At 40.8% G+C, this 25,162-nt stretch carries 23 protein-coding genes and 1 pseudogene; 3 read left to right on the plus strand and 21 right to left on the minus strand.

Annotated features, from left to right (window positions below; translation table 11 throughout):
• Positions 1–573: 573 nt before the first annotated feature.
• The 13 genes from deoC to gpr form a co-directional block, all read right to left on the minus strand.
• Positions 574–1,245: a deoxyribose-phosphate aldolase gene (deoC, locus tag AAV98_RS08180; protein ID WP_060665078.1), complete on the minus strand. Its 672-nt coding sequence runs from the start codon at positions 1,243–1,245 to the stop codon at positions 574–576.
• A gap of 149 nt (positions 1,246–1,394) precedes the next feature.
• Positions 1,395–2,759 carry a tRNA (N(6)-L-threonylcarbamoyladenosine(37)-C(2))-methylthiotransferase MtaB gene (gene mtaB, locus AAV98_RS08185; RefSeq protein ID WP_060665079.1) on the minus strand — a complete coding sequence of 455 codons (1,365 nt, stop codon included), beginning with the start codon at positions 2,757–2,759 and terminating at the stop codon, positions 1,395–1,397.
• A 10-nt stretch (positions 2,760–2,769) separates the two neighbouring features.
• Positions 2,770–3,522 carry a 16S rRNA (uracil(1498)-N(3))-methyltransferase gene (locus AAV98_RS08190; RefSeq protein ID WP_060665175.1) on the minus strand — a complete coding sequence of 251 codons (753 nt, stop codon included), beginning with the start codon at positions 3,520–3,522 and terminating at the stop codon, positions 2,770–2,772.
• 15 nt (positions 3,523–3,537) lie between these two features.
• On the minus strand, positions 3,538–4,479 hold the full coding sequence (prmA, locus tag AAV98_RS08195) for a 50S ribosomal protein L11 methyltransferase (protein WP_060665080.1): 942 nt from the start codon (positions 4,477–4,479) through the stop codon (positions 3,538–3,540).
• 45 nt (positions 4,480–4,524) lie between these two features.
• Positions 4,525–5,652, minus strand: coding sequence for a molecular chaperone DnaJ (dnaJ, locus tag AAV98_RS08200; RefSeq protein ID WP_060665081.1), 1,128 nt, complete (start codon positions 5,650–5,652; stop codon positions 4,525–4,527).
• A gap of 318 nt (positions 5,653–5,970) precedes the next feature.
• The gene (gene dnaK, locus AAV98_RS08205) at positions 5,971–7,809 is read right to left on the minus strand and encodes a molecular chaperone DnaK (RefSeq protein ID WP_060665082.1); all 1,839 of its coding nucleotides are present in this window, start codon (positions 7,807–7,809) and stop codon (positions 5,971–5,973) included.
• A gap of 55 nt (positions 7,810–7,864) precedes the next feature.
• Complete coding sequence (grpE, locus tag AAV98_RS08210) at positions 7,865–8,464, minus strand: nucleotide exchange factor GrpE (protein WP_060665176.1); 600 nt, start codon at positions 8,462–8,464, stop codon at positions 7,865–7,867.
• Between the two features lie 48 nt (positions 8,465–8,512).
• Positions 8,513–9,544: a heat-inducible transcriptional repressor HrcA gene (hrcA, locus tag AAV98_RS08215; RefSeq protein WP_060665083.1), complete on the minus strand. Its 1,032-nt coding sequence runs from the start codon at positions 9,542–9,544 to the stop codon at positions 8,513–8,515.
• 81 nt (positions 9,545–9,625) lie between these two features.
• Positions 9,626–10,765 (minus strand): radical SAM family heme chaperone HemW, encoded by a 1,140-nt coding sequence (hemW, locus tag AAV98_RS08220; protein WP_060665084.1) that lies wholly within the window; start codon positions 10,763–10,765, stop codon positions 9,626–9,628.
• 99 nt (positions 10,766–10,864) lie between these two features.
• A complete protein-coding gene (gene lepA, locus AAV98_RS08225) occupies positions 10,865–12,700 on the minus strand; it encodes a translation elongation factor 4 (RefSeq protein WP_060665085.1) in 1,836 nt (611 codons plus the stop codon).
• A 168-nt stretch (positions 12,701–12,868) separates the two neighbouring features.
• Positions 12,869–13,219, minus strand: a complete 351-nt coding sequence (locus tag AAV98_RS08230; protein ID WP_060665086.1) for a DUF3679 domain-containing protein — start codon at positions 13,217–13,219, stop codon at positions 12,869–12,871.
• Positions 13,220–13,244: 25 nt separating this feature from the next.
• Positions 13,245–14,429, minus strand: coding sequence for a stage II sporulation protein P (gene spoIIP, locus AAV98_RS08235; protein WP_060665087.1), 1,185 nt, complete (start codon positions 14,427–14,429; stop codon positions 13,245–13,247).
• A 69-nt stretch (positions 14,430–14,498) separates the two neighbouring features.
• A complete protein-coding gene (gene gpr / locus AAV98_RS08240) occupies positions 14,499–15,686 on the minus strand; it encodes a GPR endopeptidase (protein WP_060665088.1) in 1,188 nt (395 codons plus the stop codon).
• Positions 15,687–15,904: 218 nt separating this feature from the next.
• Between gpr and rpsT the strand changes: the two genes are divergently transcribed.
• Positions 15,905–16,171, plus strand: a complete 267-nt coding sequence (gene rpsT / locus AAV98_RS08245; protein ID WP_060665089.1) for a 30S ribosomal protein S20 — start codon at positions 15,905–15,907, stop codon at positions 16,169–16,171.
• A gap of 512 nt (positions 16,172–16,683) precedes the next feature.
• Here rpsT and holA read toward each other — a convergent pair.
• Positions 16,684–17,709, minus strand: coding sequence for a DNA polymerase III subunit delta (gene holA / locus AAV98_RS08250; RefSeq protein ID WP_060665090.1), 1,026 nt, complete (start codon positions 17,707–17,709; stop codon positions 16,684–16,686).
• Between the two features lie 322 nt (positions 17,710–18,031).
• Here holA and AAV98_RS19925 point away from each other — a divergent pair, with 322 nt between their 5' ends.
• The gene (locus AAV98_RS19925) at positions 18,032–18,166 is read left to right on the plus strand and encodes a YqzM family protein (RefSeq protein WP_010196171.1); all 135 of its coding nucleotides are present in this window, start codon (positions 18,032–18,034) and stop codon (positions 18,164–18,166) included.
• A 139-nt stretch (positions 18,167–18,305) separates the two neighbouring features.
• Here AAV98_RS19925 and AAV98_RS08255 read toward each other — a convergent pair whose 3' ends face one another.
• The 3 genes from AAV98_RS08255 to AAV98_RS08265 form a co-directional block, all read right to left on the minus strand.
• The gene (locus AAV98_RS08255) at positions 18,306–20,615 is read right to left on the minus strand and encodes a DNA internalization-related competence protein ComEC/Rec2 (RefSeq protein WP_060665091.1); all 2,310 of its coding nucleotides are present in this window, start codon (positions 20,613–20,615) and stop codon (positions 18,306–18,308) included.
• A 6-nt stretch (positions 20,616–20,621) separates the two neighbouring features.
• Positions 20,622–21,191, minus strand: a complete 570-nt coding sequence (locus tag AAV98_RS08260; protein WP_060665092.1) for a ComE operon protein 2 — start codon at positions 21,189–21,191, stop codon at positions 20,622–20,624.
• Positions 21,192–21,267: 76 nt separating this feature from the next.
• Complete coding sequence (locus tag AAV98_RS08265; protein WP_060665093.1) at positions 21,268–21,930, minus strand: helix-hairpin-helix domain-containing protein; 663 nt, start codon at positions 21,928–21,930, stop codon at positions 21,268–21,270.
• A gap of 82 nt (positions 21,931–22,012) precedes the next feature.
• On the opposite strand from AAV98_RS08265, the gene comER reads away from it, so the two are divergent.
• On the plus strand, positions 22,013–22,831 hold the full coding sequence (gene comER / locus AAV98_RS08270; RefSeq protein ID WP_060665094.1) for a late competence protein ComER: 819 nt from the start codon (positions 22,013–22,015) through the stop codon (positions 22,829–22,831).
• Positions 22,832–22,911: 80 nt separating this feature from the next.
• Here comER and AAV98_RS08275 read toward each other — a convergent pair whose 3' ends face one another.
• The 4 genes and pseudogenes from AAV98_RS08275 to AAV98_RS08290 all read right to left on the minus strand — a co-directional run.
• Positions 22,912–23,664: a class I SAM-dependent DNA methyltransferase gene (locus AAV98_RS08275; RefSeq protein WP_060665095.1), complete on the minus strand. Its 753-nt coding sequence runs from the start codon at positions 23,662–23,664 to the stop codon at positions 22,912–22,914.
• A gap of 1 nt (position 23,665) precedes the next feature.
• Positions 23,666–24,016: a ribosome silencing factor gene (gene rsfS / locus AAV98_RS08280; protein ID WP_060665096.1), complete on the minus strand. Its 351-nt coding sequence runs from the start codon at positions 24,014–24,016 to the stop codon at positions 23,666–23,668.
• Positions 24,017–24,595: a bis(5'-nucleosyl)-tetraphosphatase (symmetrical) YqeK gene (gene yqeK, locus AAV98_RS08285; RefSeq protein ID WP_060665097.1), complete on the minus strand. Its 579-nt coding sequence runs from the start codon at positions 24,593–24,595 to the stop codon at positions 24,017–24,019.
• Positions 24,591–25,154, minus strand: a pseudogene (locus AAV98_RS08290) (nicotinate-nucleotide adenylyltransferase); the annotation flags it as partial. The gene yqeK and the pseudogene AAV98_RS08290, both read right to left, overlap by 5 nt.
• Between the last annotated feature and the right edge of the window lie 8 nt (positions 25,155–25,162).

Genomic DNA, 25,162 nt, shown 5'->3' on the forward strand with positions numbered 1-25,162 from the left:
CCTGTTTGGGCGTAGAGAGGCGCTCTCTGTTACCGTTTTACGAAATCTGTTGCCTGTTTGGGCGTAGAGAGGCGCTCTCTGCTACCGTTTGTAGAGATCTGTTGCTTGTTTGGGCGTAGAGAAGCGCTCTCTGCTACCATTTGTAGAGATCTGTTACCTGTTTCGGCGTAGAGAGGCGTCCTCTGCTACCGTTTTACGAGATCTGATGCTTGTTTGGGCGTAGATAAGCGCTCTCTACTACCGTTTTACGAGACCTGTTGCCTGTTTGAGCGTAGAGAAGCGTTCTCTGCTACCGTTTTACGAGCTATTGTATCTATTCGGGCTATGAGTTTCCTTTTATTTACTTCAATAAAACCATATACCAAGATTTCTACCCTATTCGCGCTTATAAAACCCCTCTATTCGACCGTTTCCCAATTTTTATAACATATTTTGCTTATAGAATCTTCTATTCGCCCCTCCTGCACATCCATCCCTATGATTATGTAAACTACTATTAGGTCACATAGAAAAAGAAAACCCAAAAAGCACTCCCACAAGCAGGAATGCTCACGAGAGTGCTTTTCACACATCTTAGTAATCCGTATCAGCTGTTAATCCTTTAACAATAGCAATTCCAGAGCTTGCTCCAATACGTGTCGCTCCAGCTGCGATCATTTCTTCCGCACCTTTTGCATCACGTACACCACCGGAAGCTTTTACTCCGATTTCAGGTCCTACAGTTTGTCTCATAAGAGCGATGTCTGCAACAGTTGCTCCTCCTGTAGAGAATCCAGTTGAAGTTTTCACATAGTCAGCTCCAGCTTTAACAGCTAGTTGGCATGCTCTTACTTTTTCTTCGTTTGTAAGCAGGCAAGTTTCAATGATTACTTTAGTCAAAGCGCGACCTTTGGCAGCTTCTACTACTGCACGGATGTCTCTTTCTACTAGCTCATCGTCACCGTCTTTAAGTGCGCCGATGTTGATAACCATATCCACTTCAGTGGCACCGTTTTCAATTGCGTTAGTTGTTTCGAACGCTTTCACTTCAGGAGTATTTGCTCCAAGAGGGAACCCAATTACTGTACATACTTTAACATTGCTTCCTTTTAAAAGTTCTGCAGATGTTTTTACCCAAGTTGGGTTAACACAGACAGATGCAAAGTTGTATTCTCTTGCTTCTTGGCAAAGTACTTCAACTTGTTCTTTCTTTGTATCGGCTTTCAATAATGTATGATCAATCATTTCTCCAATATTTGTATGCATGTTCATACTCCTTTCAAGTTAAGAGGTCTGACCTCTAACATCATAACATGTTTCAATTATTTTGGCGAGTACAATGTTAGTATTGCCCGCAACTTTTTCTTCACGACAAAAAGTGACTCCAAAATTATGGAATCACTCTCTATATTTTCTTATGAACTCAGACGAATATTCTCTTCTTCAAGTCGTGGCGCATCTTCAAGGACGCGAACGAATTGTCCCTCGTTGTAAGGATATCCAGCTTTTACAATTTTTACTTTTACAAGCTTTCCGACCATTTCTTCCGTTGCAGGGAAAACAACCTTTAGATAGTTGTCTGTGTAGCCAACATATAAGCCTTGATCTGGTGCTTCTTTGTATATTTCTTCAGGAATGACTTCTAACACTTCGTCTTCAAAAGTGGAAGCATATTCTTTTGCCAGTTGATCAGAAAGTGCAATTAAGCGGTGAACTCGCTCGTTTTTCACTTCTTCATCCACTTGGTCCGTCATTCTTGCAGCTGGAGTTCCTGTACGTTTAGAGTACGGAAATACGTGCAGTTCCGAGAACTTATGCTCTTTAATAAAATTGTACGTTTCCATAAACTCTTCTTCTGTTTCACCAGGGAATCCAACAATTACATCGGATGTAATCGCAAGTCCAGGTAAAGCTTCTTTCAAGCGGTCCAAGCGTTCTGCGAAGAATTCCATCGTGTATTTACGGCGCATTCTTTTCAATACAGTATTGGACGCTGATTGAATTGGAATATGAAGGTGGCGTACGATTTTTTCGGAATTGTTTAGAACTTCGATTACTTCGTCGGTAATTTGACTTGCTTCGATGGAGGAGATGCGGATACGCTTTAAGCCTTCCACTTTTTCATCCAATTCACGAAGAAGCATGGCAAAGTTATAATCCTTCATGTCTTCACCGTAACCGCCTGTGTGAATCCCAGTCAAAACAATTTCCTTATATCCTGCATTGACTAATTGTTGTGCTTGTGTAACTACCTCTTGTGGGTCACGGGAACGCATAAGTCCGCGAGCCCAAGGGATGATACAAAATGTACAAAAATTGTTGCAACCCTCCTGGATTTTTAAAGAAGCACGCGTACGGTCAGTAAATGCCGGTACATCAAGCTCTTCATAGACACGAGCCTTCATAATGTTGCCGACGCCATTTATAGGTTGACGCTCTTGTTTGAACTGCTCAATGTAATCAAGCATTTTCACACGGTCTTGTGTTCCCACGACTACATCTACTCCAGGAATAGCCATAATTTCTGCAGGTGACGTTTGTGCGTAACATCCAGTTACACAGATAACAGCGTCAGGATTCTTTCGGATAGCACGACGGATTACCTGACGACTTTTTTTATCTCCAGTATTTGTAACGGTACAGGTATTGATGACATACACATCTGCCGTACCTTCAAATTCTGTACGTTCATAATTATTTGCTTTGAAAAGCTGCCATATAGCTTCTGTTTCATAATGATTCACTTTACACCCTAGTGTGTGAAAGGCAACAGTTGGCATGTTTTCCACCTCACATTAATTCAAAATGATACGAAATTGCGGCAAGCGCATAAAGCGGCGCCGTTTCCGTTCTTAATATTCTAGGCCCAAGCGCGCAAGGAACAAACCCATGTTCCACCAGTTTATCAATTTCCTTATCCGTAAGGCCCCCTTCAGGACCGAATACAAAAAGAATTGATTCGCTGTGTTGCAAGCTTTTTAGAATGTTTGCAAAAGAAGAACGCTCTCCTTCTTTTGCACTCTCTTCATAGGCAACCATTTTATAAGTATAGTCTTTACTTTTCTCTAAAAGTTGGGCAAAAGAAGCAGGTTCCTCAACCACAGGCACCATGGAACGATGAGACTGCTCAGCCGCTTCCTTAGAGATCTTATTCCAGCGTTCTACTTTCTTTTTGCCTTTCTTTTCGTCCCACTTCACAATGGAACGAGCAGCATTAAAAGGGATAAACGATTCTGCTCCGAGTTCTGTTCCCTTTTGTATCACTAGCTCCAATTTATCCCCTTTAGGCAGCCCGTTCGCAATCGTTACACGAACCGGAATTTCCGTTTCAGCCTTTTTCCATTCTACAATATCTGTTACTACCATATCATTGGTAATTTCAGCAATTTTACAAAGGGCCGTCTGCCTGGTTTCCGAACAACTGCATAGAATTTGATCGTCCACGTTCATCCTCATAACCCGTGTTATATGATGGACATCTTCCCCTGCTATGGTAATAGATGTTTCATCTATTTGATTAGAGTTAACAAAATAACGTTGCACCATCTTCACCCTCGCTTATTCTTCTTTTTTGGCGATAAATGCGACCCAATCTTCCATCATCATCGTTTCTTGTATTTTAAAACCTGACTTAATAAGGGCATCTTTCACTTCTTGCTTTTTCATACTGATGATACCGGAAGAAATGAATGTCCCACCGTTATCCAACACGCGGTATACATCATCAGTGAAACGGACAATAACCTCGGCCAAAATATTAGCAACAACCACGTCAACTGGGCCTTCTACATTTTTAAGCAAGTTATTCTGTTTCACCGTCACTGTTGGATGCACTTTGTTCAGCTTGATGTTGAGTTTTGCAGATTCGACTGCAACATCATCTAAATCAAGAGCAAGTACTTCCTTTGCATCTAGCATGGCTGCTGCAATACTTAAAACACCAGAACCCGTACCTACATCAATGACTTTATCTTGAGATTTGACTGTTCGTTCTATTGCTTGGATGCAGAGTACCGTTGTTGGGTGGGTGCCCGTTCCAAACGCCATTCCCGGGTCGAGCTCAATGATTTTCTCATCGGAGCTGACAGGCTCATAGGTTTCCCAGGTAGGAACGATTGTGAACTTTTCAGATATTTTGACTGGATTGTAGTACTTTTTCCATGCTGTAGCCCATTCTTCTTCGTTCACTTCACTGATGGAAATGTTGTTCAATCCAAGATCAATATCATAGACTAAAAGGTTATTGATTGCATCCTTTATACCTTCTACCGTTTCACCTAAAAAGCTGTTTACAGGCAGGTAGGCTTTCATTACAACGCCTTCTTCAGGGTAATCATCTGGATTGAGTTGGTATATCTCTCCGAATTGATCTTCTCTTTCTTTAGTAAGTTCGAATGGATCCTCTATAACCACCCCACTTGCTCCTGCTTCGTGAAGAATATGGGATATCGGTTCCACCGCCTCATTTGTTGTATGGATACTAATTTCTGACCATTTCATACATACCAACTCCAATCCTAGCTTCATAAAAGCTATTGATACTTGTTATTCACCTTTTAGAACACGTTTGACTTTTGAGAAAAAACTATCTTCTTGTTCATCCGGAGCTTGCCCGCTTGTTTCGGCAAATTCACGGATTAATTGTTTTTGTTTTTCTGAAAGTTTTGAAGGGGTCACCACTCTGATCTTAATATGTTGATCTCCTTGACCATAGCCACGTACATTGGCAATTCCTTTGCCTTTTAGGCGGAAATTCGTGCCAGTTTGTGTTCCGGCCGGTACTTTCAGTTTCACTTTTCCGTGCAATGTTGGCACTTCTACCTCGTCACCAAGTGCTGCTTGCGCAAAAGTAATAGGCATTTCACAATACACATCATCGCCATCACGCTCAAAGAATTCATGTCTGCGAACATGGAAGACTACATATAAGTCACCTGCAGGTCCACCGTTCACACCAGCTTCGCCTTTTCCTGCAACGCGTAATTGTTGACCTTCATCCACACCGGCAGGGATGTTGACTTTAATTTTATTGCGCTTTTTCACACGGCCTGCGCCATGACATGTTGTACATTTGTTAGGAATAGATTTCCCAGAGCCGTTACATTTGGAACAAGTTCTTCTATTAACGATTCGTCCAAATGGAGTGTTCTGCTCTACACTTTCCTGACCTGTTCCACGACATTGCGAACATGTTTCCACTTTTGTACCAGGTTTTGCACCTGTACCTGAACAGGTATCACATGTTTCTTCCACAGGAATTTCAATGGTTGTTTCTTTTCCAAAGGCTGCTTCTTCAAAAGAAAGGGTCATTGTATATTGTAGGTCTGCCCCTTGTCTTGGAGCGTTTGGATCACGACGTCTTCTGCCTCCACCTTGACCACCGAAAAACGTTTCAAAAATATCTTCAAAGCCAAAGCCTCCGTCAAATCCAGCGCCACCGCCAAAGCCTTGGTTAGGGTCTGTATGTCCAAATTGGTCATAGTGCGCTTTCTTTTGGTCGTCGCTTAGTACTTCGTAAGCTTCTTTAATTTCTTTAAATTTGTCCGCTGCATCGTCTGCTTTATTGATGTCCGGATGGTATTGTTTGGATAGCTTTCTGTAAGCTTTCTTTATTTCATCTTTCGACGCGCTTTTACTGACGCCAAGCACTTCATAGTAATCGCGTTTACTCATTAAATACCCACTCCCGTTTCATTCACATAAAGGTTATTGTATCACCTGAAAGAGGGAAAAAGCAATAAAAGTTATGTGCTTAACACCTCTAACTGGTTGACCTCCTTGTTGCCTTTCGTTCCAGATGTTCGCTTTCCTAGGGGCGGTGCTTGAGCCTCCTCACTTCGTTGCGGGGTCTCAAACTACCGCTATCTCCCTCAGGAGTCTCACATCTTGCACTACAGGCAACAAGGGGTTATCTCATTACATAAAAAGAAAGCCAAAGCCATGGCTTCGACTTTCTTTTTATCTTTATCAGAAAAGCCCTAGGACTTTATCTTATTTTTTATCGTCGTTTACTTCTTCGTATTCTGCGTCGACAACGTTGTCGTCGTTGTTTGCTGCGCCTTCAGCACCTTCTGCTCCTTGAGCGGCTTGTTGTGCTTGTGCAGCTTGCTCGTAAAGTTTCATGGAAAGCTGTTGGACGATTTCTTGAAGGGCATCCTTTTTCGTACGGATTTCTTCCAGGTCGCCTTTTTCAATAGCTGCTTTCAATTCTTCTTTAGCTTCTTCTGCTTTTTTCACTTCTGCTTCTTCCACTTTACCTTCTACTTCTTTAAGTGTTTTTTCAGTAGTGAATACAAGCTGATCTGCTTCATTGCGTAATTCTACTTCTTCTTTACGCTTTTTATCTGCATCCGCATTTTCTTCCGCTTCTTGAACCATGCGGTTGATTTCGTCCTCGGATAGTCCTGAAGAAGACTTGATGGTGATTGTTTGCTCTTTGTTTGTTCCAAGGTCTTTCGCACGAACGTTTACGATACCGTTTTTGTCGATGTCAAAAGAAACCTCAATTTGTGGAACTCCACGTGGTGCTGGCGGGATATCTGTCAATTGGAAACGACCTAATGTTTTGTTGTCGCTTGCCATTGGACGCTCCCCTTGAAGTACGTGAATGTCTACCGCTGTTTGGTTGTCAGCTGCTGTAGAGAACACTTGAGACTTACTTGTAGGAATAGTCGTGTTTCTTTCAATAAGCTTTGTGAACACGCTGCCCATTGTTTCGATTCCTAAAGAAAGTGGTGTTACGTCTAGAAGTACTACGTCTTTCACGTCACCAGTTAGTACTCCACCTTGAATTGCTGCACCTAGTGCAACTACTTCATCCGGGTTAACCCCTTTGTGTGGGTCTTTACCAGTTTCTTTTTTGATTGCATCTTGTACAGCAGGAATACGTGTAGATCCACCTACAAGGATAACTTTGTCAAGTTCAGAAGCAGAGATACCTGCATCTTGCAATGCTTGACGAACAGGACCCATTGTACGTTCTACAAGTCCAGCAGTTAGATCATCAAATTTCGCACGAGACATGCTTACTTCTAAGTGAAGCGGTCCAGCTTCTCCAGCTGTGATGAATGGCAGGGAAATTTGTGTGTTTGTTACTCCAGAAAGGTCTTTTTTCGCTTTTTCCGCTGCGTCTTTCAAACGTTGTAATGCCATTTTATCTTTAGAAAGGTCGATGCCGTTCTCTTTTTTGAATTCTGCTACAAGGTAATCGATGATAACTTGGTCAAAGTCATCTCCACCAAGACGGTTGTCACCAGCTGTAGAACGTACTTCGAATACGCCATCTCCAAGCTCTAGTACAGAAACGTCAAACGTTCCGCCACCAAGGTCATAAACAAGGATCGTTTGATCTTCGTCCATTTTATCAAGACCGTATGCCAGTGCTGCAGCAGTTGGTTCGTTGATGATACGTTCTACTTCTAAACCAGCGATTTTACCAGCGTCTTTTGTAGCTTGACGCTCTGCATCATTGAAGTAAGCAGGAACTGTGATAACAGCTTTTGTAACTGTTTCTCCAAGATACTCTTCTGCATAGCCTTTTAAGTGTTGAAGGATGATGGCAGATACTTCTTGTGGAGAGTACTCTTTTCCTTCAACTTCTACTTTGTAGTCTGTACCCATGTGGCGTTTAACAGACATGATTGTGTTAGGGTTTGTGATAGATTGACGCTTTGCCACTTCCCCTACTTGGCGTTCGCCGTTTTTGAAAGCAACAACAGATGGAGTTGTTCTGTTACCTTCTGGGTTAGGGATTACTTTTGGTTCGCCGCCTTCAAGCACAGCTACACATGAGTTTGTTGTACCTAAGTCAATACCGATGATTTTACTCATTTTGTTTTTCCTCCTATTGCAACTTACATTAATATGTAGTTTTTTATATTTTAAATTATTGCTTTACTTTTACCATGGATGGGCGGATGATGCGATCTTTGAGCTTATACCCTTTTTGGAACTCTTCCAAAACAGTGTTGGATTCTGCTTCTCCCTCTTCCACCTGCATGACTGCTTGGTGTAGGTGTGGATCGAATGACTGTCCAACTGCTTCGATAGATTCTAGTCCTTCAGATTTTAGTGCTTCCACTAACTGACGGTGCACCATTTCCATGCCTTGTAAAAATGTTTTGATTTTCTCATCCTCTGATTCTACTTTAAGCGCACGCTCAAAGTTATCAAGAGCAGGAAGTATATCTGTAACAAGATTTTGTGCACGGTATTTCTGTGCAGCATCTTGGTCAAGTCTCACTCGACGACGGTAGTTATCAAAATCGGCTTGTAAGCGAAGTAGGCGGTTTTCCGACTCCTCAAGCTTAGCTTCTAATTCAGAAATTTTTTGTTGTTCTGCAGAAACTACTTCTTCAACTTTTTCCGTCGTTTCTTCTGTTTCCTCTGTTGATACTTCTTCATTTTCAACTGTTGCTTGTTCGTTGTTCTCGTTTACCAATGGTTTCACCTCCCTCAAAGTGTAAAAATCATGATGTTTTTGCATGGTGATAGGACGGAGCAAGAACTCCATCCTCTAACAATATTTCCATGCTCAGTCCTTTTGATACAGTTTATTGACCGCCTGTGATAGGTCGGAACTGACAAGTTGCAAGAGACTGACGACACGGGAATATTCCATTCTGGTTGGACCAAGCAAAGCGATGGTGCCTAGCTGTTCGGGTCCGATGGAATAACTGGCTGAAATGATGCTGCAGCCCTCCATCCCAGGAATATTATTCTCACTGCCTATCTTTATATGGATGCCAGCTTCTTTTGCACGAATAAGCTGAGACAGGTCCTTGCCTTGGTCTATTAATAACATCAATGAACGAATCTTGTTGATGTCATTAAATTCGGGTTGGGCAAACATGTTCGTTTTGCCACCGAAAAACACCCTATCCTTTTCTTCCATGTAAAGAGTGGAACTTAAGGATTGCAGAATATTTTCGTAGTTTCCGATATGAGACCTTAAAAGGGTTGCCACTTCTTTATACAGCTTATTGATAAGCTCTGATAGGGGCACTCCGATTAAGCGCTCATTTAAGATATTGACCATTTTTTGTATATCAGATGAGTCCATAGTGGCAGGAAACGAAAACATTCGATTTTCCACATGGCCGGTATCCGTTACAATGATGGCAACTGCCTGCTCTGCATTAATCGGAATAATTTGAAGGTTTTTAAGCCTGTGATCCCTTACACCCGGTCCAAGGACAATGGATGTGTATTTAGTCAGATCAGAAAGAATCTGGGCTGATTTTTGAACCGTTTTTTCTAATTCATATATTTGCTCGCGAAAGATGGATTTAATTTCAAATACATCCCGCTTTGTCAGCCTTTCGGGAGAAAGCAGGTGATCCACATAATAGCGGTACCCTTTTTCTGACGGTACTCTTCCTGAGGAAGTATGTGTTTTTTCAATAAATCCTAATTCCTCCAAATCTGCCATCTCGTTTCGGATAGTGGCTGAACTGAACGAAATTTCATCTTTCTTGGAAAGCGTTCTGGAGCCAACAGGTTGTGCAGATCGGATAAAGTCGTCAATTATGACTTGCAAGACTAACAACTGTCGTTCTGTAAGCACTCAGCATCACCTCTGTTAGCACTCCTATTCATCGAGTGCTAATTCTATAAATAAATTACCAAATACCTATTCACATGTCAATCAGATCGCACCAATAAAAGCTTGAAAAACTTCATTACCTAGAAATTTCCCTTTTCTCGTAAGGCGTATATGGTCATTTTCGTGTTCTAATAGGCCTTTTTTAAGATTTTTTTCAATGGGATCCTTAAAAATTGTCAACAAATCTTCTTCAAATTTACGCTTGAATATAAAGCAAGAGACTCCCTCATTTTTCCTAAGCCCAAGGAACATTTCTTCTTCCATTTTCTCCGTTTTTGTTACCTTATGCTGATCCTTATACGGAAACCTCGTATCTTCTATAGAATCCATGTACTTTTTCAACGGACCATGATTGGCAATTCTCACTCCATCTATATATCCGTGAGCACCTGCTCCTATTCCATAATAAGCTTCATTGTCCCAATACGTAATATTGTGTTTGCTTTCATAACCCCTTTTAGCAAAATTGGAAATTTCGTATTGCTGATAGCCGTTTTTCTCCATCTCATCCAATAGCACTTCGTACATTTCCGCTTCTTCTTCTTGAGTTGGTAATGGAAGCTTTCCTTTGTTCATCAGATTATAGAAAACAGTTTTGGGTTCAATAATCAAGGAATAAGCAGAATAATGCTCCATCTCTAACGAAAAAGCTGTATGGAGTGTTTCCTTAAAATCAGCCACTGTTTGATCAGGGAGACTGTAAATTAAATCAATGCTGATATTTTCAAAACCTGCTTGTCTGGCATGTTCGATGGATTTAAAAACATCTGCTTTTCTATGGGACCTCCCGATTCTTTTCAAAAGATCATCATTGAAACTTTGCACGCCAAAACTGAGCCTGTTTACACCACCTTCTTTAAGGAGACGGAGCTTATCCAGAGACAAATCACCAGGGTTGGCTTCAAATGTGTATTCCATTTCAGGTTTTACCGGAAAATGTTTTTGAACCGATTCAAGCAAGTATGCCAATTGCTTCTCATTCAAAGCAGTTGGTGTTCCCCCGCCGACAAAGATTGTTTGTAGTCCTGCGGCAGGATGTCGTTCTATGGTATTTTTCATTTCTGTATCCATATATGCCAAGTATTCATCAACAGGCTGGTTTTTCAAGAATACTTTGTTGAAATCACAATAGTGACAAATATGTTCACAAAAAGGAATATGGATATAGGCTGATTTAATCATAAGATCACACTTTCGTTGTTTACTTCGTACCTGTTAGCTTATCACATGTGGCGCATGTATGAAAAAAATACCGCAGATTGAGCTGCGGTATTTTTGTTATTATTTTTTGTTGGCATTGTCGTCCATTTTCAAGACAGCCATAAATGCTTCTTGCGGTACTTCAACGGATCCGACTTGCTTCATGCGTTTTTTACCTTCTTTTTGCTTATCTAAAAGCTTACGTTTACGGGAGATATCTCCTCCGTAACATTTTGCAAGAACGTTTTTACGCATCGCTTTAATGTTTGACCTTGCAACAACTTTCTGACCAATTGTCGCTTGGATTGGTACTTCGAATTGCTGTCTTGGAATAAGTTCCTTTAGCTTTTCCACTATGATTTTCCCGCGCTCATAAGCAGAATCGCGGTGAACAATAAAGGAAAGGGCATCAACCTTCTCAGCATTAAGCAGGATGTCCATTTTAACAAGATGTGAAGGTTTGTATCCAATTAGTTCATAATCAAATGATGCATAACCTTTTGTATTGGATTTCAACGCATCGAAGAAATCATAAACAATTTCTGCTAATGGAATTTCATAAATAACGCTCACGCGAATATCATCCAAGTACTGCATGTCAATGAAGTTTCCACGCTTTTCTTGGCATAATTCCATAACTGCTCCAACGTAATCATTCGGCACCATGATTGTAGCTTTTACATAAGGCTCTTCTACTCGATCGATCGACTGAGGATCTGGCATGTTAGACGGGTTGTCCACACGCAATTCCTCCCCATCTGTTAAATGTACATGATAGATAACGGAAGGTGCTGTTGTAATCAAATCAATATTGAATTCACGCTCAATACGTTCTTGGATAATTTCCATGTGAAGTAATCCAAGGAATCCACAACGGAAACCAAAGCCTAGTGCTTGGGAAGTTTCCGGCTCATATTGAAGCGCAGAGTCGTTAAGTTCAAGCTTTTCAAGGGCTTCACGCAAATCATTAAATTTTGCAGAGTCAATTGGATATAATCCACAGAACACCATTGGGTTTAATTTACGGTAACCTGGAAGAGGTTCCGCCGCTCTATTTTTCGCATGAGTGATAGTATCACCGACACGCGTGTCTCCAACATTTTTGATGGATGCAGACAGGAAACCAACATCTCCGACTGTTAGTTCATCTAGCTGGACGGCTTTCGGAGTAAACACTCCAACCTCATTTACTTCAAACTCTTTGCCGGTAGCCATCATACGAATTTTATCCCCGACTTTAACAGTACCTTCCACGATACGGATGTAAGCTACCACCCCGCGGTATGGATCAAAAAGACTGTCAAAAATCAATGCTTTTAACGGTGCATCTGGGTCACCTTGAGGGGCAGGAATTTTCTCCACTACCTGTTCTAAGATTTCACCTATACCAATACCTGCTTTCGCACTAGCCAAAACAGCGTCAGATGCATCAAGTCCGATAACATCTTCAATCTCCTGACGAACCCTCTCTGGCTCGGCACTTGGAAGGTCAATTTTATTGATAACAGGCATGATCTCGAGTTCATTATCAAGTGCCAAATACACATTTGCTAATGTCTGAGCTTCAATTCCTTGTGCCGCATCCACGACAAGAACCGCTCCTTCACATGCAGCCAAACTTCTGGAAACCTCATATGTAAAATCGACGTGTCCAGGCGTATCAATAAGATGAAAAATATATTCTTCGCCATCGTTTGCTTTATATCGTAATTGAACGGCATTCAATTTAATCGTAATCCCGCGTTCACGTTCAAGGTCCATGGAATCAAGCAATTGATTCTTCATTTCCCTTTGAGTCAATGCAGACGTTTTTTCTAAAATACGGTCTGCTAATGTTGATTTCCCATGGTCAATATGGGCGATGATGGAAAAGTTTCTTATCTTTGATTGTCGTTTTAACCGTTCTTCTCTGTTCATTATCTGTTTCACTCCTACACTTTCGGCAACGTACACTATTTCTGATTATATCAATACGGACAAGAAGATTCAATGAAATTTGAACGGTTTGGGTTTTCACAGATAAAAAGATGCTTCCACCTAGGAGAAAATGGTGGAAGCATCTTTTTTATCCGACACCGCTGTTAATCAGCCTGTTTTCTCTTCGACCGTGTCTTGGACTTTGTTGAAGAGTCCGCTCATTATTCCAGAGACTCCGTCTGCTAACTTTTTACCGGCAGATGAGAAGACATTGTATGCTTTGATACCTTCTAACTTTTCTTGTTTTTCTTTCATATCTTCAGTGTCCAGTTGACGACCAAGAATTGTACCATTATACCCTTCAGCGGATTCCGCTACATGAAATACTTCTTCTTGAAAGGCTGGATCATCATACCCCTTCATCTTCCGCATTCCGTCATTGGCCTGTTGCATCCCTAAAAGCACTCCAAGAAACAATACCAGGGAAATGAATAAACATTTGACCATAAACCTCTTCATCGCACTTTCAGCTCCTTCTTATTTATCATTGTGCGTCCTCTTCAGGTGTCCCATCTACCTTTTCTGCCTTCCAGTAGATTTCCCCGAAAACTTCAGCAAAAATCTCAAGTGTTCTGTTCATCTCTTCAAACGTATTATCTACTCCTCCGACCTCTATCAACATAGAATTAGGAGAAAGATCTTGATTGTATATGCCATTACGAGTTTCGACAGCTGGTGGAACAAATATACCCTTACTTAAACCAGGGTGCAGTTTTTCCAGTTTATTATGAATCTGCTCAGCCAAGTATTGGTTCTTTTCAAAATTTTGATTTTTCTTTCCTATAACAAAATATAAACGAGCATGCGGAACACCGTTAATGTCCATCGTTGTACTTTTTCTTCTTCCGGAATCTCGGTGAACGTCAATCAGGTAGTTCAGGTCTTGGTTGCCTGCCATCGCCTCTTCGACGATTGGCCTTGTTACATCGTAGGATTGTCCATATACCCATCCTCTATTTTTCAAAGCCAACGCGGTATCCGTTGTATCTATGTCCGTCCCAATTCCACGTTGAATCAATTCCTCTTGAAGTTTTTTACCAAGTCGTGTCACATTTACTTCAGGGTGACTGGCAGCATTTGGACTTGTTACGCCTTCCAAATAAGGCAAAAATGATTCCCTCGAATGAGAGTGGTAGATAAAAACAGTTCGCTTGTCTCCTGTAGTCTGTGCTGGTGGAGGCGTATCTTCCCCTTCTTCTTCAATTTCAATGATGGAAGCTTGTCTCTCTTCTAGCAACACTTCCATCGGAGGAGATGATTCCACCGGCATATCCGTATAATTGACACCCGACCCCGCAACTAAAATTTCTCCATCATAATGAGCAAAACCTGGAATTTCATTACGAATAAGGCTGCGCGGGTCATCTAAGTTGAGACTTGTCGTAAGCTCAAACAAGGCGGAAGCATAGTTTGGCGCCTTTGCTTCACTTGAAAGACCTTGCGTAAAATAGGCATTAGTATACCCGAATATATGTAACAGCGACTCCCCTGAGAATCGTTTGGAAAACTCATGAATGGAGCTGGAGCTGACTCGATATTCTGGTTTTAGAGAAGTCATGACACCGGATACCGCAAAGACGAGAATAAATCCTAAGATCACTGCTACGACTGATTTTTTTAAGCTTGTCCCATTTAATATTACTATGCGTGAGGAGCGGTAGCCCTTCATTTTCTCACCCTTTCACATACTTGTTGCTACTATATGTATGCGAAAGGGTGAAAAGTAGAACTATGCCGTTTAGTGAGTATATGCGTCTACATTATCTTGATTCACATGATAGTGAAGAGCAGCATTTAACCCTTCTGCTATGACATTTGCCATATCTTCTATAAAATCATCCACTTCTTTTGGTGTTACCATCAAGTTATGACCAAGAGGCGAGAGAACCTCATGGATCAATCTCCGCTTCTCTTCTTCTTCAAGCGTCCCCACCATCCCAAGGAAATTTTTTCGGTGTTCCTCCCCTGGAAGATCCTCTTCGGTAAGCTTCCTTTTTTCTCCGAACGTCATACCAGCAGGCGCAAGAGACCTAGAAGGACTATCGCCTTCTTTCATCTCTTTTCCAAAATGCTTCAAAATGAAATCAATCGTATCACTTGCCATTGATACAGCATCGACTACAGTCGGAATACCAATAGCAATAACCGGAATTCCCAGTGTTTCCAAACTAAGTTCTTTGCGTTTGTTACCCACACCCGATCCTGGATGAATGCCGGAATCGGAGATCTGGATAGTCGCATTCACACGCTCAATCGATCGCGCTGCCAAAGCATCAATAGCAATGACAAAATCAGGTTTTGTCTTTTCCACCACACCGACAATAATGTCACTCGTCTCAATACCAGTAATTCCCATAACTCCAGGGATAATCGCACTTACCGGTCTAAATCCATCTTGAACTGATTCTGGCTGCAGTTGAAAAAGATGTCTTGTAATTAATAGGTTTTCGCATACTAAAGGACCAAGTGCATCGGGCGTCACATTCGAGTTCCCAAGCCCCACTACTAAACAAGTTGCATCTTTAGAGATATTAAGCGAGTTTAGGAATGCACTAAATTCTTTAGCAAAGACTGCTTCTACCTTTTTTTGAAGGTCACTGTCCTTTTGGCGAATCCCCGTTGTTTCAAGCGTAAGATAATTACCTGGTTTCTTTCCAGTCATCTCTGCCCCTTTGTCGGATATAGTGACAGTGGTGATATTAACTCCATCTGTTTGCCTTTCCTTTACCACTACACCCTCGATGGAAGAAACTGGTTGTGATGTTTGATCGCTTTCATTTGATTCATTTAGATTTTGCTGGTTCTGGTTTATCCCATTTTGACGGTTTTGTTTTTCAATTGCCATCTGATTGGCTTCAATTGCCAAATCGGTTCTTACTTCGTATTTACTTAAATCCAAAGGTTGTTGCGGTTTTGGTTGAGTCATTGATGCACGCCTCCAGCATTGCCAAATTTTAGTTTTATTTTGACCTTACATTCTTTTTTCATGCATTGGAAAACCCGCGTAAATAACATTCAAGAAAATTCCCTTGACTCCCTATTGCATAATCATTATGGATTTGATAAAATATCACTTGTTCTCATAAGTAAAGAAATGTCGAGTTTATATAATCTCGATCGTCGAATTGTATGGAGGTGAAAGATATGCCAAACATTAAATCTGCTATCAAACGTGTGAAAACTAACGATGCACGTCGTGCTCATAACGCTACTATCAAGTCTTCTATGCGTACTGCTGTGAAGAAAGTAGAAGCTTTTGTTGCTAACAACGATGTTGAAGGTGCAAAAACTGCTTACCTAGAAGCTGCTAAACGTTTAGACAAAGCTGCGCAAAACGGTATCATCCACAAAAATGCAGCAAACCGTCAAAAATCTCGCCTAGCGAAAAAAGTAAACGGAGCTACTGCATAATAAAAGGGCGATCCGGACGGGTCGTTTTTTTATTTTTTGTCCTTTGGGGGTCAGACCCCCAAAGGATTTTTTTGATTTATGTCGAATACCTTATGATACTGTGGTTTTCTGCTTTCCAGGTGGTGAGAAGTCCAAATGTCCGAAGATTTTTGGTTTTTGACCGAAGTTTCCGCGAAGTTGGCCGAAGTTTTCGCTAAGTTGACCGAAGATTCTAGCTATTTGACCGAACCAATTTTTCAAATGGCCGAACCGACATAAATATTGACCGAACAAGGTGGTGTAAATGTCCGAACCCCCTTAGAAATAGCTAAATGGTTGACCGAACCAACGAAAAAGTTGTCCGAACACTTTCGAAGAAGCTCAAAATGACCAAGAAACTACCCTTTTTGTTAAATAACGTCCCTCAACACTCCAATTCCCAATAGCACTTAATCCCAATACCCCTTAACAACACAAAAACCACCGAACATCAAATCGTTCGGCAGCTAGACGTGTCTTCTTATTCAATTAGTTCATTTCACCGGCGCAAGTTTAATCAGCAACATCTCCATCGCCAGCTGTTTATCTATTTTCCCACTCTTCATTAAATAGTCAGCCTCTGCAAGATCGTCTACCATTTTCATCAATTCTGCTCGTTCAAAGTATCGCCCTTGCTGGGATGCAAGCTTAACACGGTAAGGATGCACTCTTAAAATTCCAGCCATCTTTTGCTGACTATAGCCTTGCTCACTTAAATCTTTTACTTGATACAACAAACGGAACTGATTGGCAATCAACGCGTGCAGTTTGATTGGCTCTTCGTTGTTGCGCACCAAATCATAAAACAACTCTAATGCTTGGTCCACTTGCCTATGTACCATTTTTTCAATCAATTCGAATACCGAATGTTCAACAGATTTAGCTGCCAATAACTTCACAGTATCAACGGAAATCTCAGGCTCAGAAACACCAATATACATCGCCATTTTATTAATTTCCTGAGACAGAACCGAAAGATTGACACCGGCAATTTTCAAAAGTTCTTCTGCTGCCATATCACTTAGATCCGCTCCATTTTGCATCGCTTTTTCCTTCATCCACGTCTTGAGGTCTCGCTCTGCTAATGGCTGAACTTCAATAACCTCAGCCTGATTTTTTAGCTGTTTCACTATTTTTTTCCGCTCATCCAACTTCTCATAAGAGGCCTGTATAACAAATATGGTATAAGGTGCAGCTTCTTGTATGTATGCAAGAAATCGGTCTGTATTATGTTCGACTTTACTTTTACTTTTTTCTGCAGTTAGAAAGAATGGATTTGATAAGACCACCACTCTTCTTTCTCCCATAAAAGGCAATGTCTCTGCATCTTCAATAGCCACATCTACTGGTTGTTCTTCCATATCATAATAAGAAAGATTAAAGTCATGCTCTTCCGAGTTTAGCGCATGTTCTATAATGGAGTCTCTAATTTCTTTCATTAAGAAAGCTTCCGTTCCCAACAATAAGTATATTGGCGCAAAGTGTTTAGCCTTTATTTTCTTTAATGCTTCCATTCCCATTTTTTTGCTCCCGTCATCTGTTTCTGTATACCCTTATCGTACATGAGAATTATGTTGATTGACAAGCATCAAAGCCAGAGAAAAATGCAAAGGAGACTAGTTCTCACCTACAAAGAACTAATCTCCATTTTATATAAACGTTAACGATGCAAGCCCCAGGTAACTCGCCCGTCAACGATTGCCCCGTTTGGGTGTAATACTATGTTCTCCTCTAAATTGCGAACTATTTGTGACAACTCTTGTCAATGGAGGAAAAGCAAAAATGTCTGGTGGATTTTTTTTGCCGTATAGCTTATACTAATGTGTGATAGGAGGGATACTTATGAACGAATTTGAGAAAAGCGTCCAAAGTAAACGTAACGATGCAGTTGATTCTGGTGTCGGTTTTATCGTATCCTTCGGTTTTTTCGCAACAATCTTTGCAATGGCAACATTGATTCAGTACCTAGGATCTTAATGACGGCATAACGATACATACCGTCGTGATTCTTTTCCAAAGCCAGTTGTGAAAAGAATGAGGATAACTCAAAAGCTTCGCTATAAAAGAGACTGCGACTAACATGGTGCAGTCTCTTTTTCATTTTTGATACTGTATCCTATGGGATTAGGGTGGAAAACGTTCCTCCCCGATGTGTAAAATCAAAGAGAATTGCACCTTGAAGGTCTGTCCGATACACTTTTGCCTTCACATGTGATAAACGTTCGAGAACATCTTCGTGCGGATGTCCAAACCGGTTATTTCTTCCTACTGAAATAATGGCAACATCGGGACGAATAGTATCAAGAAAACCGGCAGTTGATGAGGTGTTACTTCCGTGGTGACCAACCTTCAGTACATCCACCTTAAGGTTTGGATTGTGATGTATTAAGTCCCGTTCTCCTTCTTCCCCGATATCACCAGTAAAAAGCCAATTTTTTTTACCCAACACAGCAAAAAGCACAATAGATCCTTCATTTTTACTATCATATAATTGAGAAGGATGTACATATAAAAAGCTCGTTTCCCCCTCCTTCCAACCTGTGTTAGGTACAGCCATTCCCATACCTACTCCACTGCGCTGCGCTTCTTTTATTATCTCCTGCTCAACTTTACCTTCACCAAATCCTTTCGGAACAATGACCTCTTCTATTCCTACTACTCCCCAAAGACTTTTCACATTGCCTATATGATCAAAATCCCCATGCGTCAGAATTAATTTATCAAGCCGCCTAACTCCTTCTGCTTTCAAAAATGGGACCAATACATCTGAACCGCTATGAAATTCCCTCCTCCTCTTCTCCCATTCTTCTTGCGGAAAACTAAACGCACCGCCAGTATCAATCAGATATCTGCCTTTATTAAACGGTAGCCGTATAAATATTGCATCTCCTTGCCCAATATCCAAGATCACTACCTTTCCAAAAGGATTAAAGTAATTGATATTCCAATGAAATACCAAACACAGAATAAGAACGACCACAGCAGACCGTCGTTTATTAACTTCCCACTTGTAAAAAAAGAAGATGATAGAAAAACCATAGGCTGTCATCAAAAGGATAGAAGGCTTTCCGAACACCAATGTGCCTATTGGAAATTCAGCGATTTTAACTGCAAATGAATTCATAAATGTCAACGGATAGGACAAAAAGGGAACTAAGAGGGAGACGTGATCTGGGGATAGTAAAAGGATAAAAAACAGCAAAAATGAAACAGGAAGTACATAAAGGGAATAAAAGGGTACAAATAGCAGATTTAGAAATGGGCTCCACAGAGAAAATTGGTAAAAGTGGTATAGAAGTAAAGGAAGGGAGGCAACTTGGGCAATTATCGAGACAATAAATAATTGAGCCACGCTGTTCTGCACTTTACGAAGGCTACTTGATGCCAAAAGTAACGACAGACTGACCGAGAAGGAAAGCTGAAAGCCTATATGATAAAGATAGTATGGATTCAAAATCAAAACAAAGATACATGCCAATCCAATGGTGTCTATGGAAAAAACCTTCTTTTTCATCAGTAACAAGGTAAGCGCCACCACTGTCATGGTTGCCGCTCTCATCACAGATGGTGCGCCGCCTGCAAGGAGGACATACAAGGGCAAAAGGAAAAGCAATAACAGATTCATCCACTGCCTGCTTAATCCACTTCTGATTCCAAAGTAAAATATTGCAGCCGTGATGATTCCAACATGCAACCCGGAAATTGCCAATAGATGGACGAGTCCCAACTGCTGATAGGCATCAAGTATGTCTTGAATAATACTGCTTCGGTCTCCGAATATTAATGAAACCATAAAACCGGCAGTGGGCTGATCCACATAATGATTAATTTCATTTATGCCTTGTTGCCTGAATTGTTTTATTGATGTTAAAAAGGGTGTTTTTGTTGGGGAGAGGCATGCTTGCGGAAGTGTATTCAGAGAAAGAATCCAGTGGATGTTTTGTTCATATAAATATTTTTTGTAGTTAAAAGCGTGAGGGTTACTTACTGGTTGGGGCTTCTTCAATATACCAGTCCATATACATTTGTCCCCAATCGACAGTTCACTAAGCTGAAGTGAATCTTCCTCCTGTTCCAGATAATATTCTACCACCAATACTTCATTCAGGTTGCTTTTCATTTGGAAACTGGCCTTGTTTCCATCCATAATAAGTGGAGAATGGACAAAACCTTGAAATTCAGTGTCATCTTCAAGATGCAGGGAGATATTATGGTGGTCCACGTAAGTCATATAGCTTGAAAAACCCACTGTGAAAAGGATGGACAGTAAAAATAATTTTCGAGGTTTTTCACCAAAGGAGAAGATTAGATAAAAAAATAACAGAGTAAGGATAAGCAGTCCCCAATGTAAATCCGACCTGGAGACTGCAATGCCCAAACAGCTTGCGATGGCTAAATAGGCATAAAAACCTGTTCTTTGTTTCATCGCATGTTATCCTTTTCTGCTGAATAGATCAGTAGAACGCTCATACCAGCATTTTATTTCTTCATCACTCGCACCGGAATTCTCCAATCTTTCAATCAGACTGTTAATGAATCCTAGTTTCTCCGGGTCATTCAAACTAACCGCCATCTCAGCCAACTCCACTTGCTCTACTCTTACATCGGCTTGTTCAAACATTTCCAAAGCATATGGATGATTTTTGTAAGCCATTGCGTAATAGACCGTTTTGATTCCTGCTTGAATGATGGCCTTACAGCAGTGAAGGCATGGAAAATGAGTGACATAAATTTCGGCTCCACTCGTTGGAACACCAAACTTGGAGCATTGAAGCAATGCATTCATTTCTGCATGAATCGTTCTTACACAATGATTGTCAATCACATAACAGCCTTCATCGATGCAATGCACGCCGCCTGCTATCGATCCGTTATATCCTCCTGCAATGATGCGCTTATCACGTACAATGGTTGCCCCAACGGCTAGTCTTGTACATGTACTGCGCAATGCAAGCAAATGGCTTTGTGCCATAAAGTATTGATTCCATGAAATTCTTGTCATCCTCCATCAAGCCTCCAGTTCCTTATAACATATTGCAATAACTCTAGTGTATCGACTCTACTCGAATTTCGTCAATTCAATTGACAACAGTAATTTCATTTCTTAACTTTTCAAAAGATTTTTGTCCAATTCCAGTGACCTGCATAAGATCTTCTATTTTCTTAAACAAACCACTTTCTGTTCTATGGTCTACAATGGCTTTAGCTTTGGAAGGGCCAATTCCGGTTAAGCTTGTCAATTCTTCCTCTGTTGCTGTATTAATATTTACCAACGCACCAGAGGTTTCAGATTCTCCATTTTCGTTTCTCACCGGTTGGTGGATCACTTCATTTACTACTTCCCCCTCTTTGGGAACAATAATAACCATTTCATCCACTAATAAGGCTGCCAAATTAACCTGATCAGAATCTGCCCCCTCTAAAAAACCACCTGCCTTTTCTACCGCATCGATGATTCTTTCTCCTGTTTTCATACGATAAACGCCAGGCTCCATGACATGTCCTTTAATATCAATTAGAATCTCTTGATTGGCAATCTCAACATCCTTAGGCTTGTGCACTTCTCCAGAGCTGATTGATTCCTTTTCTTCCCCTGGTACTTCTTCAATAAAACTTATTTGCTCAATAGAAGACTCTGCTTCACTCTCACTTAGACTTGACCAACCAAGTATGGATATCAGCGCTAACACACTGATTAGTACAAATATTTTAATTTTATGGACAGACCACAATTCTTTCATTGCTTTCACCTTCTATTCATAATAGTAAGTCTAAAAACATATAGTGTATGAGAAACTTTTTTGGATGGAGGAGGGAATAAACATGAAGATTGGAATGATCGGCACAGGCAACATGGGGAGAATCTTGATTGAATCATTTGTCGACTCGAAAGCAGTACCTCCTGAGAATATTACGATTACTAATCGATCCATAGAGAAGGCGTTTAAAATACAGAATAAATACCCTGAACTCCATGTTGCGGAGACTGCCGAAGAGGTGGTTAGATCTGCAGATATTATTTTTTTATGTGTAAAGCCATTGGATATACACCCCCTTTTAACGAAAATTAATAAAAAACTTACTGGTGATAAATGTGTTATTTCCATTACAAGCCCAGTATCTGTAGCCCAACTGCAAACATTGGTCACTTGCCAAGTAGCAAGAATAATTCCGAGCATCACCAACCGTGCATTAGCGGGTGTCACCCTAGTGACGTTCGGAGATAATGTGGATGAAGAGTATAGAGAATATTTACTTTCCATTTGTTCGCAGATATCTACTCCTATTCATATCAAGGAAAATGTTACAAGGGTTGCATCTGACATAGTGAGCTGCGGTCCAGCATTTTTTAGCTACATTTTACAAAGATTCATTGACGGAGCAGTAAGCGAGACGGCTATTTCTAAGGAACAGGCGACGGATTTGGCAAGTCAAATGATCGTAGGGATGGGTAAGTTAATTGAAAAGGATATTTATACATTACAGACATTACAAGAAAAGGTTTGTGTAAAGGGCGGTGTCACCGGAGAAGGCATAAAGGTGTTAGAAAATGAGCTTGGTGATGTGTTCCATCATGTGATTCAGAAGACGCATGAGAAGTTTGATGAGGACATTACAGAGGTTAAGAAACAGTTTCATTAAATAAGGTATTCGCTATCACTCGACAAATCCCTTTAAAATTTTTGTGAGTTATTTAAAAAAAGGCGCCCTTTGATTGGCGCCTATTTTTGTGCAACAAAAAACACTCTTTCCGCATGTTCAGCCAGATATTCGGTAGAATAATCGCCAGTTATAGATCTAACGGTAAATCCTATTTCTTCTAGCCACTTTTTGTATGTTTCCACTTCGAAAGTTCGTTGGAAATGCAATTCGTCAAAACGCAAATAGCGGTCTGTTTCTTCTTCTTTTACAAAAAAGGATAGCTCATGCTCCACGCTGTTAGAATGCTCCCCAGGAAAACTGTTCCAAATATAAGATACATCCTCTTCTACACTCGTAAAGGTATTGTTTATGAACACTTGTGTCATTTTATAAAGAGAGTGAACATCAAAGAGCAGAAGTCCACCTTTTTTCAACTGCTTGAAAGTTGATTGGAACGTTTTTTTTACGTCTTTCTCTGACTCTAAGTAATTTAATGAGTCGCAAAAAATCGTGATGCAATCCACCTCTTCAAAGCCTTCTAACTCCGCCATATTTTGCTCAAAAAGCGGGATGGAGAGCCCAGAAGCGGAAGCTTTTTCATGAGCGATGGCTAACATACTTTCTGATAGGTCAACCCCTGATACTTCCCATCCTTGTTTGGCAAAACGAATCGCAAGCTCTCCTGTGCCACAACCAACATCTACGACGGAAAAACGATCAGCGTCACCCTCCATATACCTTTGTTTAACCGTTTCAACAAAGGAGACCCACTTGTCATAAGGAACATCCTGCATCAATTGGTCATATATATGGGCAAATTGTCCGTAAGCCATATTACGTTAACTCAATTTGAATATCTTCACGAGGAGCGTCTCCCCAAAGACGTTCTAAATTGTAATATCCACGCTCATCTTTATGGAATACATGTGCAACGACGTCACCTAGGTCCACAAGAATCCAGCGAGCTTCATCAAAGCCTTCCATTCTGCGAACATGTTGTCCCCTTTCTTCAGCAGCTTCTTTAATGGCACGGGCAATTGCCTGCACTTGTTTGTCTGAGTTACCGTGACAAATTAAGAAATAATCTGAAACAAGGGAAATTCCTTGCATATTCAAAGCTACCAATTCTTCTGCACGTTTATCATCTGCAGCCTTTGCTGCAAGCTGTAATAATTCGTTTGACATTTATGTTAACTTCCTTTCTTTTACCTTCATAGTCATATCGTTATAAGCATGGAACGTATCGGGATAGACTGGTTGATTTCGCGTGATTAAGTATGTCATGGTATTTTTCATGGCTTGGATAACGGCGACATCTAGCGAGCTCTTTGCAGAATCCCGAACTTGATCAACACCAGGAAAGTCCCGGCCTGGCTCGATATAATCTGCTACATACAAAACTTTATCCAGTGTAGTCATGTTTATCTTACCCGAAGTATGGCAGCGTATCGCTTCAAGAACTTCATTATCTGTAATACCTGCTTCTTTTTCTACTAAGTACGCGCCTACAGGGGCATGCCATAGCTCATCATGAAACTGCAATAAATCATGGGGCATCTTCTGATCGATGATGATTCTACGCATTTCCTCTTTATCCCTAAACTTGGCATAATCATGAAAAATTGCTGCAAGCTCTGCTTTTTCCTTATCAACATCATAGCGCTCAGCAAGTTTGATTGCAGTTTCCATAACACCGACTGTATGAACATAACGACGTTCTGTTAGTTGTTCTTTGACAAGTCTTAACGCTTTTTCTCTATTCATATAGGCGTTTCTCCTCTATGATTTGTTTTACTTTATCCGGTACCAAGTATTGAGATGTCCATCCATTTTGCACACGCTTCCTTATTAAAGTGGAGCTTATGTCCATTTGCGGAGTTTCCACTTCTAGCACTGGGTACGGTGATGCGAAAGAATATCCCGGACGTTTTACTCCTACAAATGTGACGAGTTCGAGCAGTTTTTCTATGTTGTGCCATTTAGGCAAATACTCGACCATATCTGCCCCAATTATAAAATAGAAGCAGGTATCAGGGTACTTTTTTGCTAGCAATAACATTGTATCATATGTATAGGAGGGACCCTCCCTTTGAAGCTCAATAGTTTCCACCCGAAAGCGTTTGTTGGAGCTAACAGCAGCTTCAATCATTTTAACCCTTATAGGAGTTGGGGTAACGGATTTATTTTGCTTATGGGGAGGAATATGATTCGGCATAAACCATATTTCATCTAACGCAAGCTTCTGCCTGACATCATTTGCTATCAGAAGATGACTGACATGCGGTGGGTCAAAGGTACCGCCAATTATGCCCACTTTTTTCACGAAAATCC

Origin of the sequence: Bacillus sp. CHD6a, assembly GCF_001293645.1 — a bacterium.
GTDB lineage: Bacteria > Bacillota > Bacilli > Bacillales > Bacillaceae_I > Sutcliffiella_A.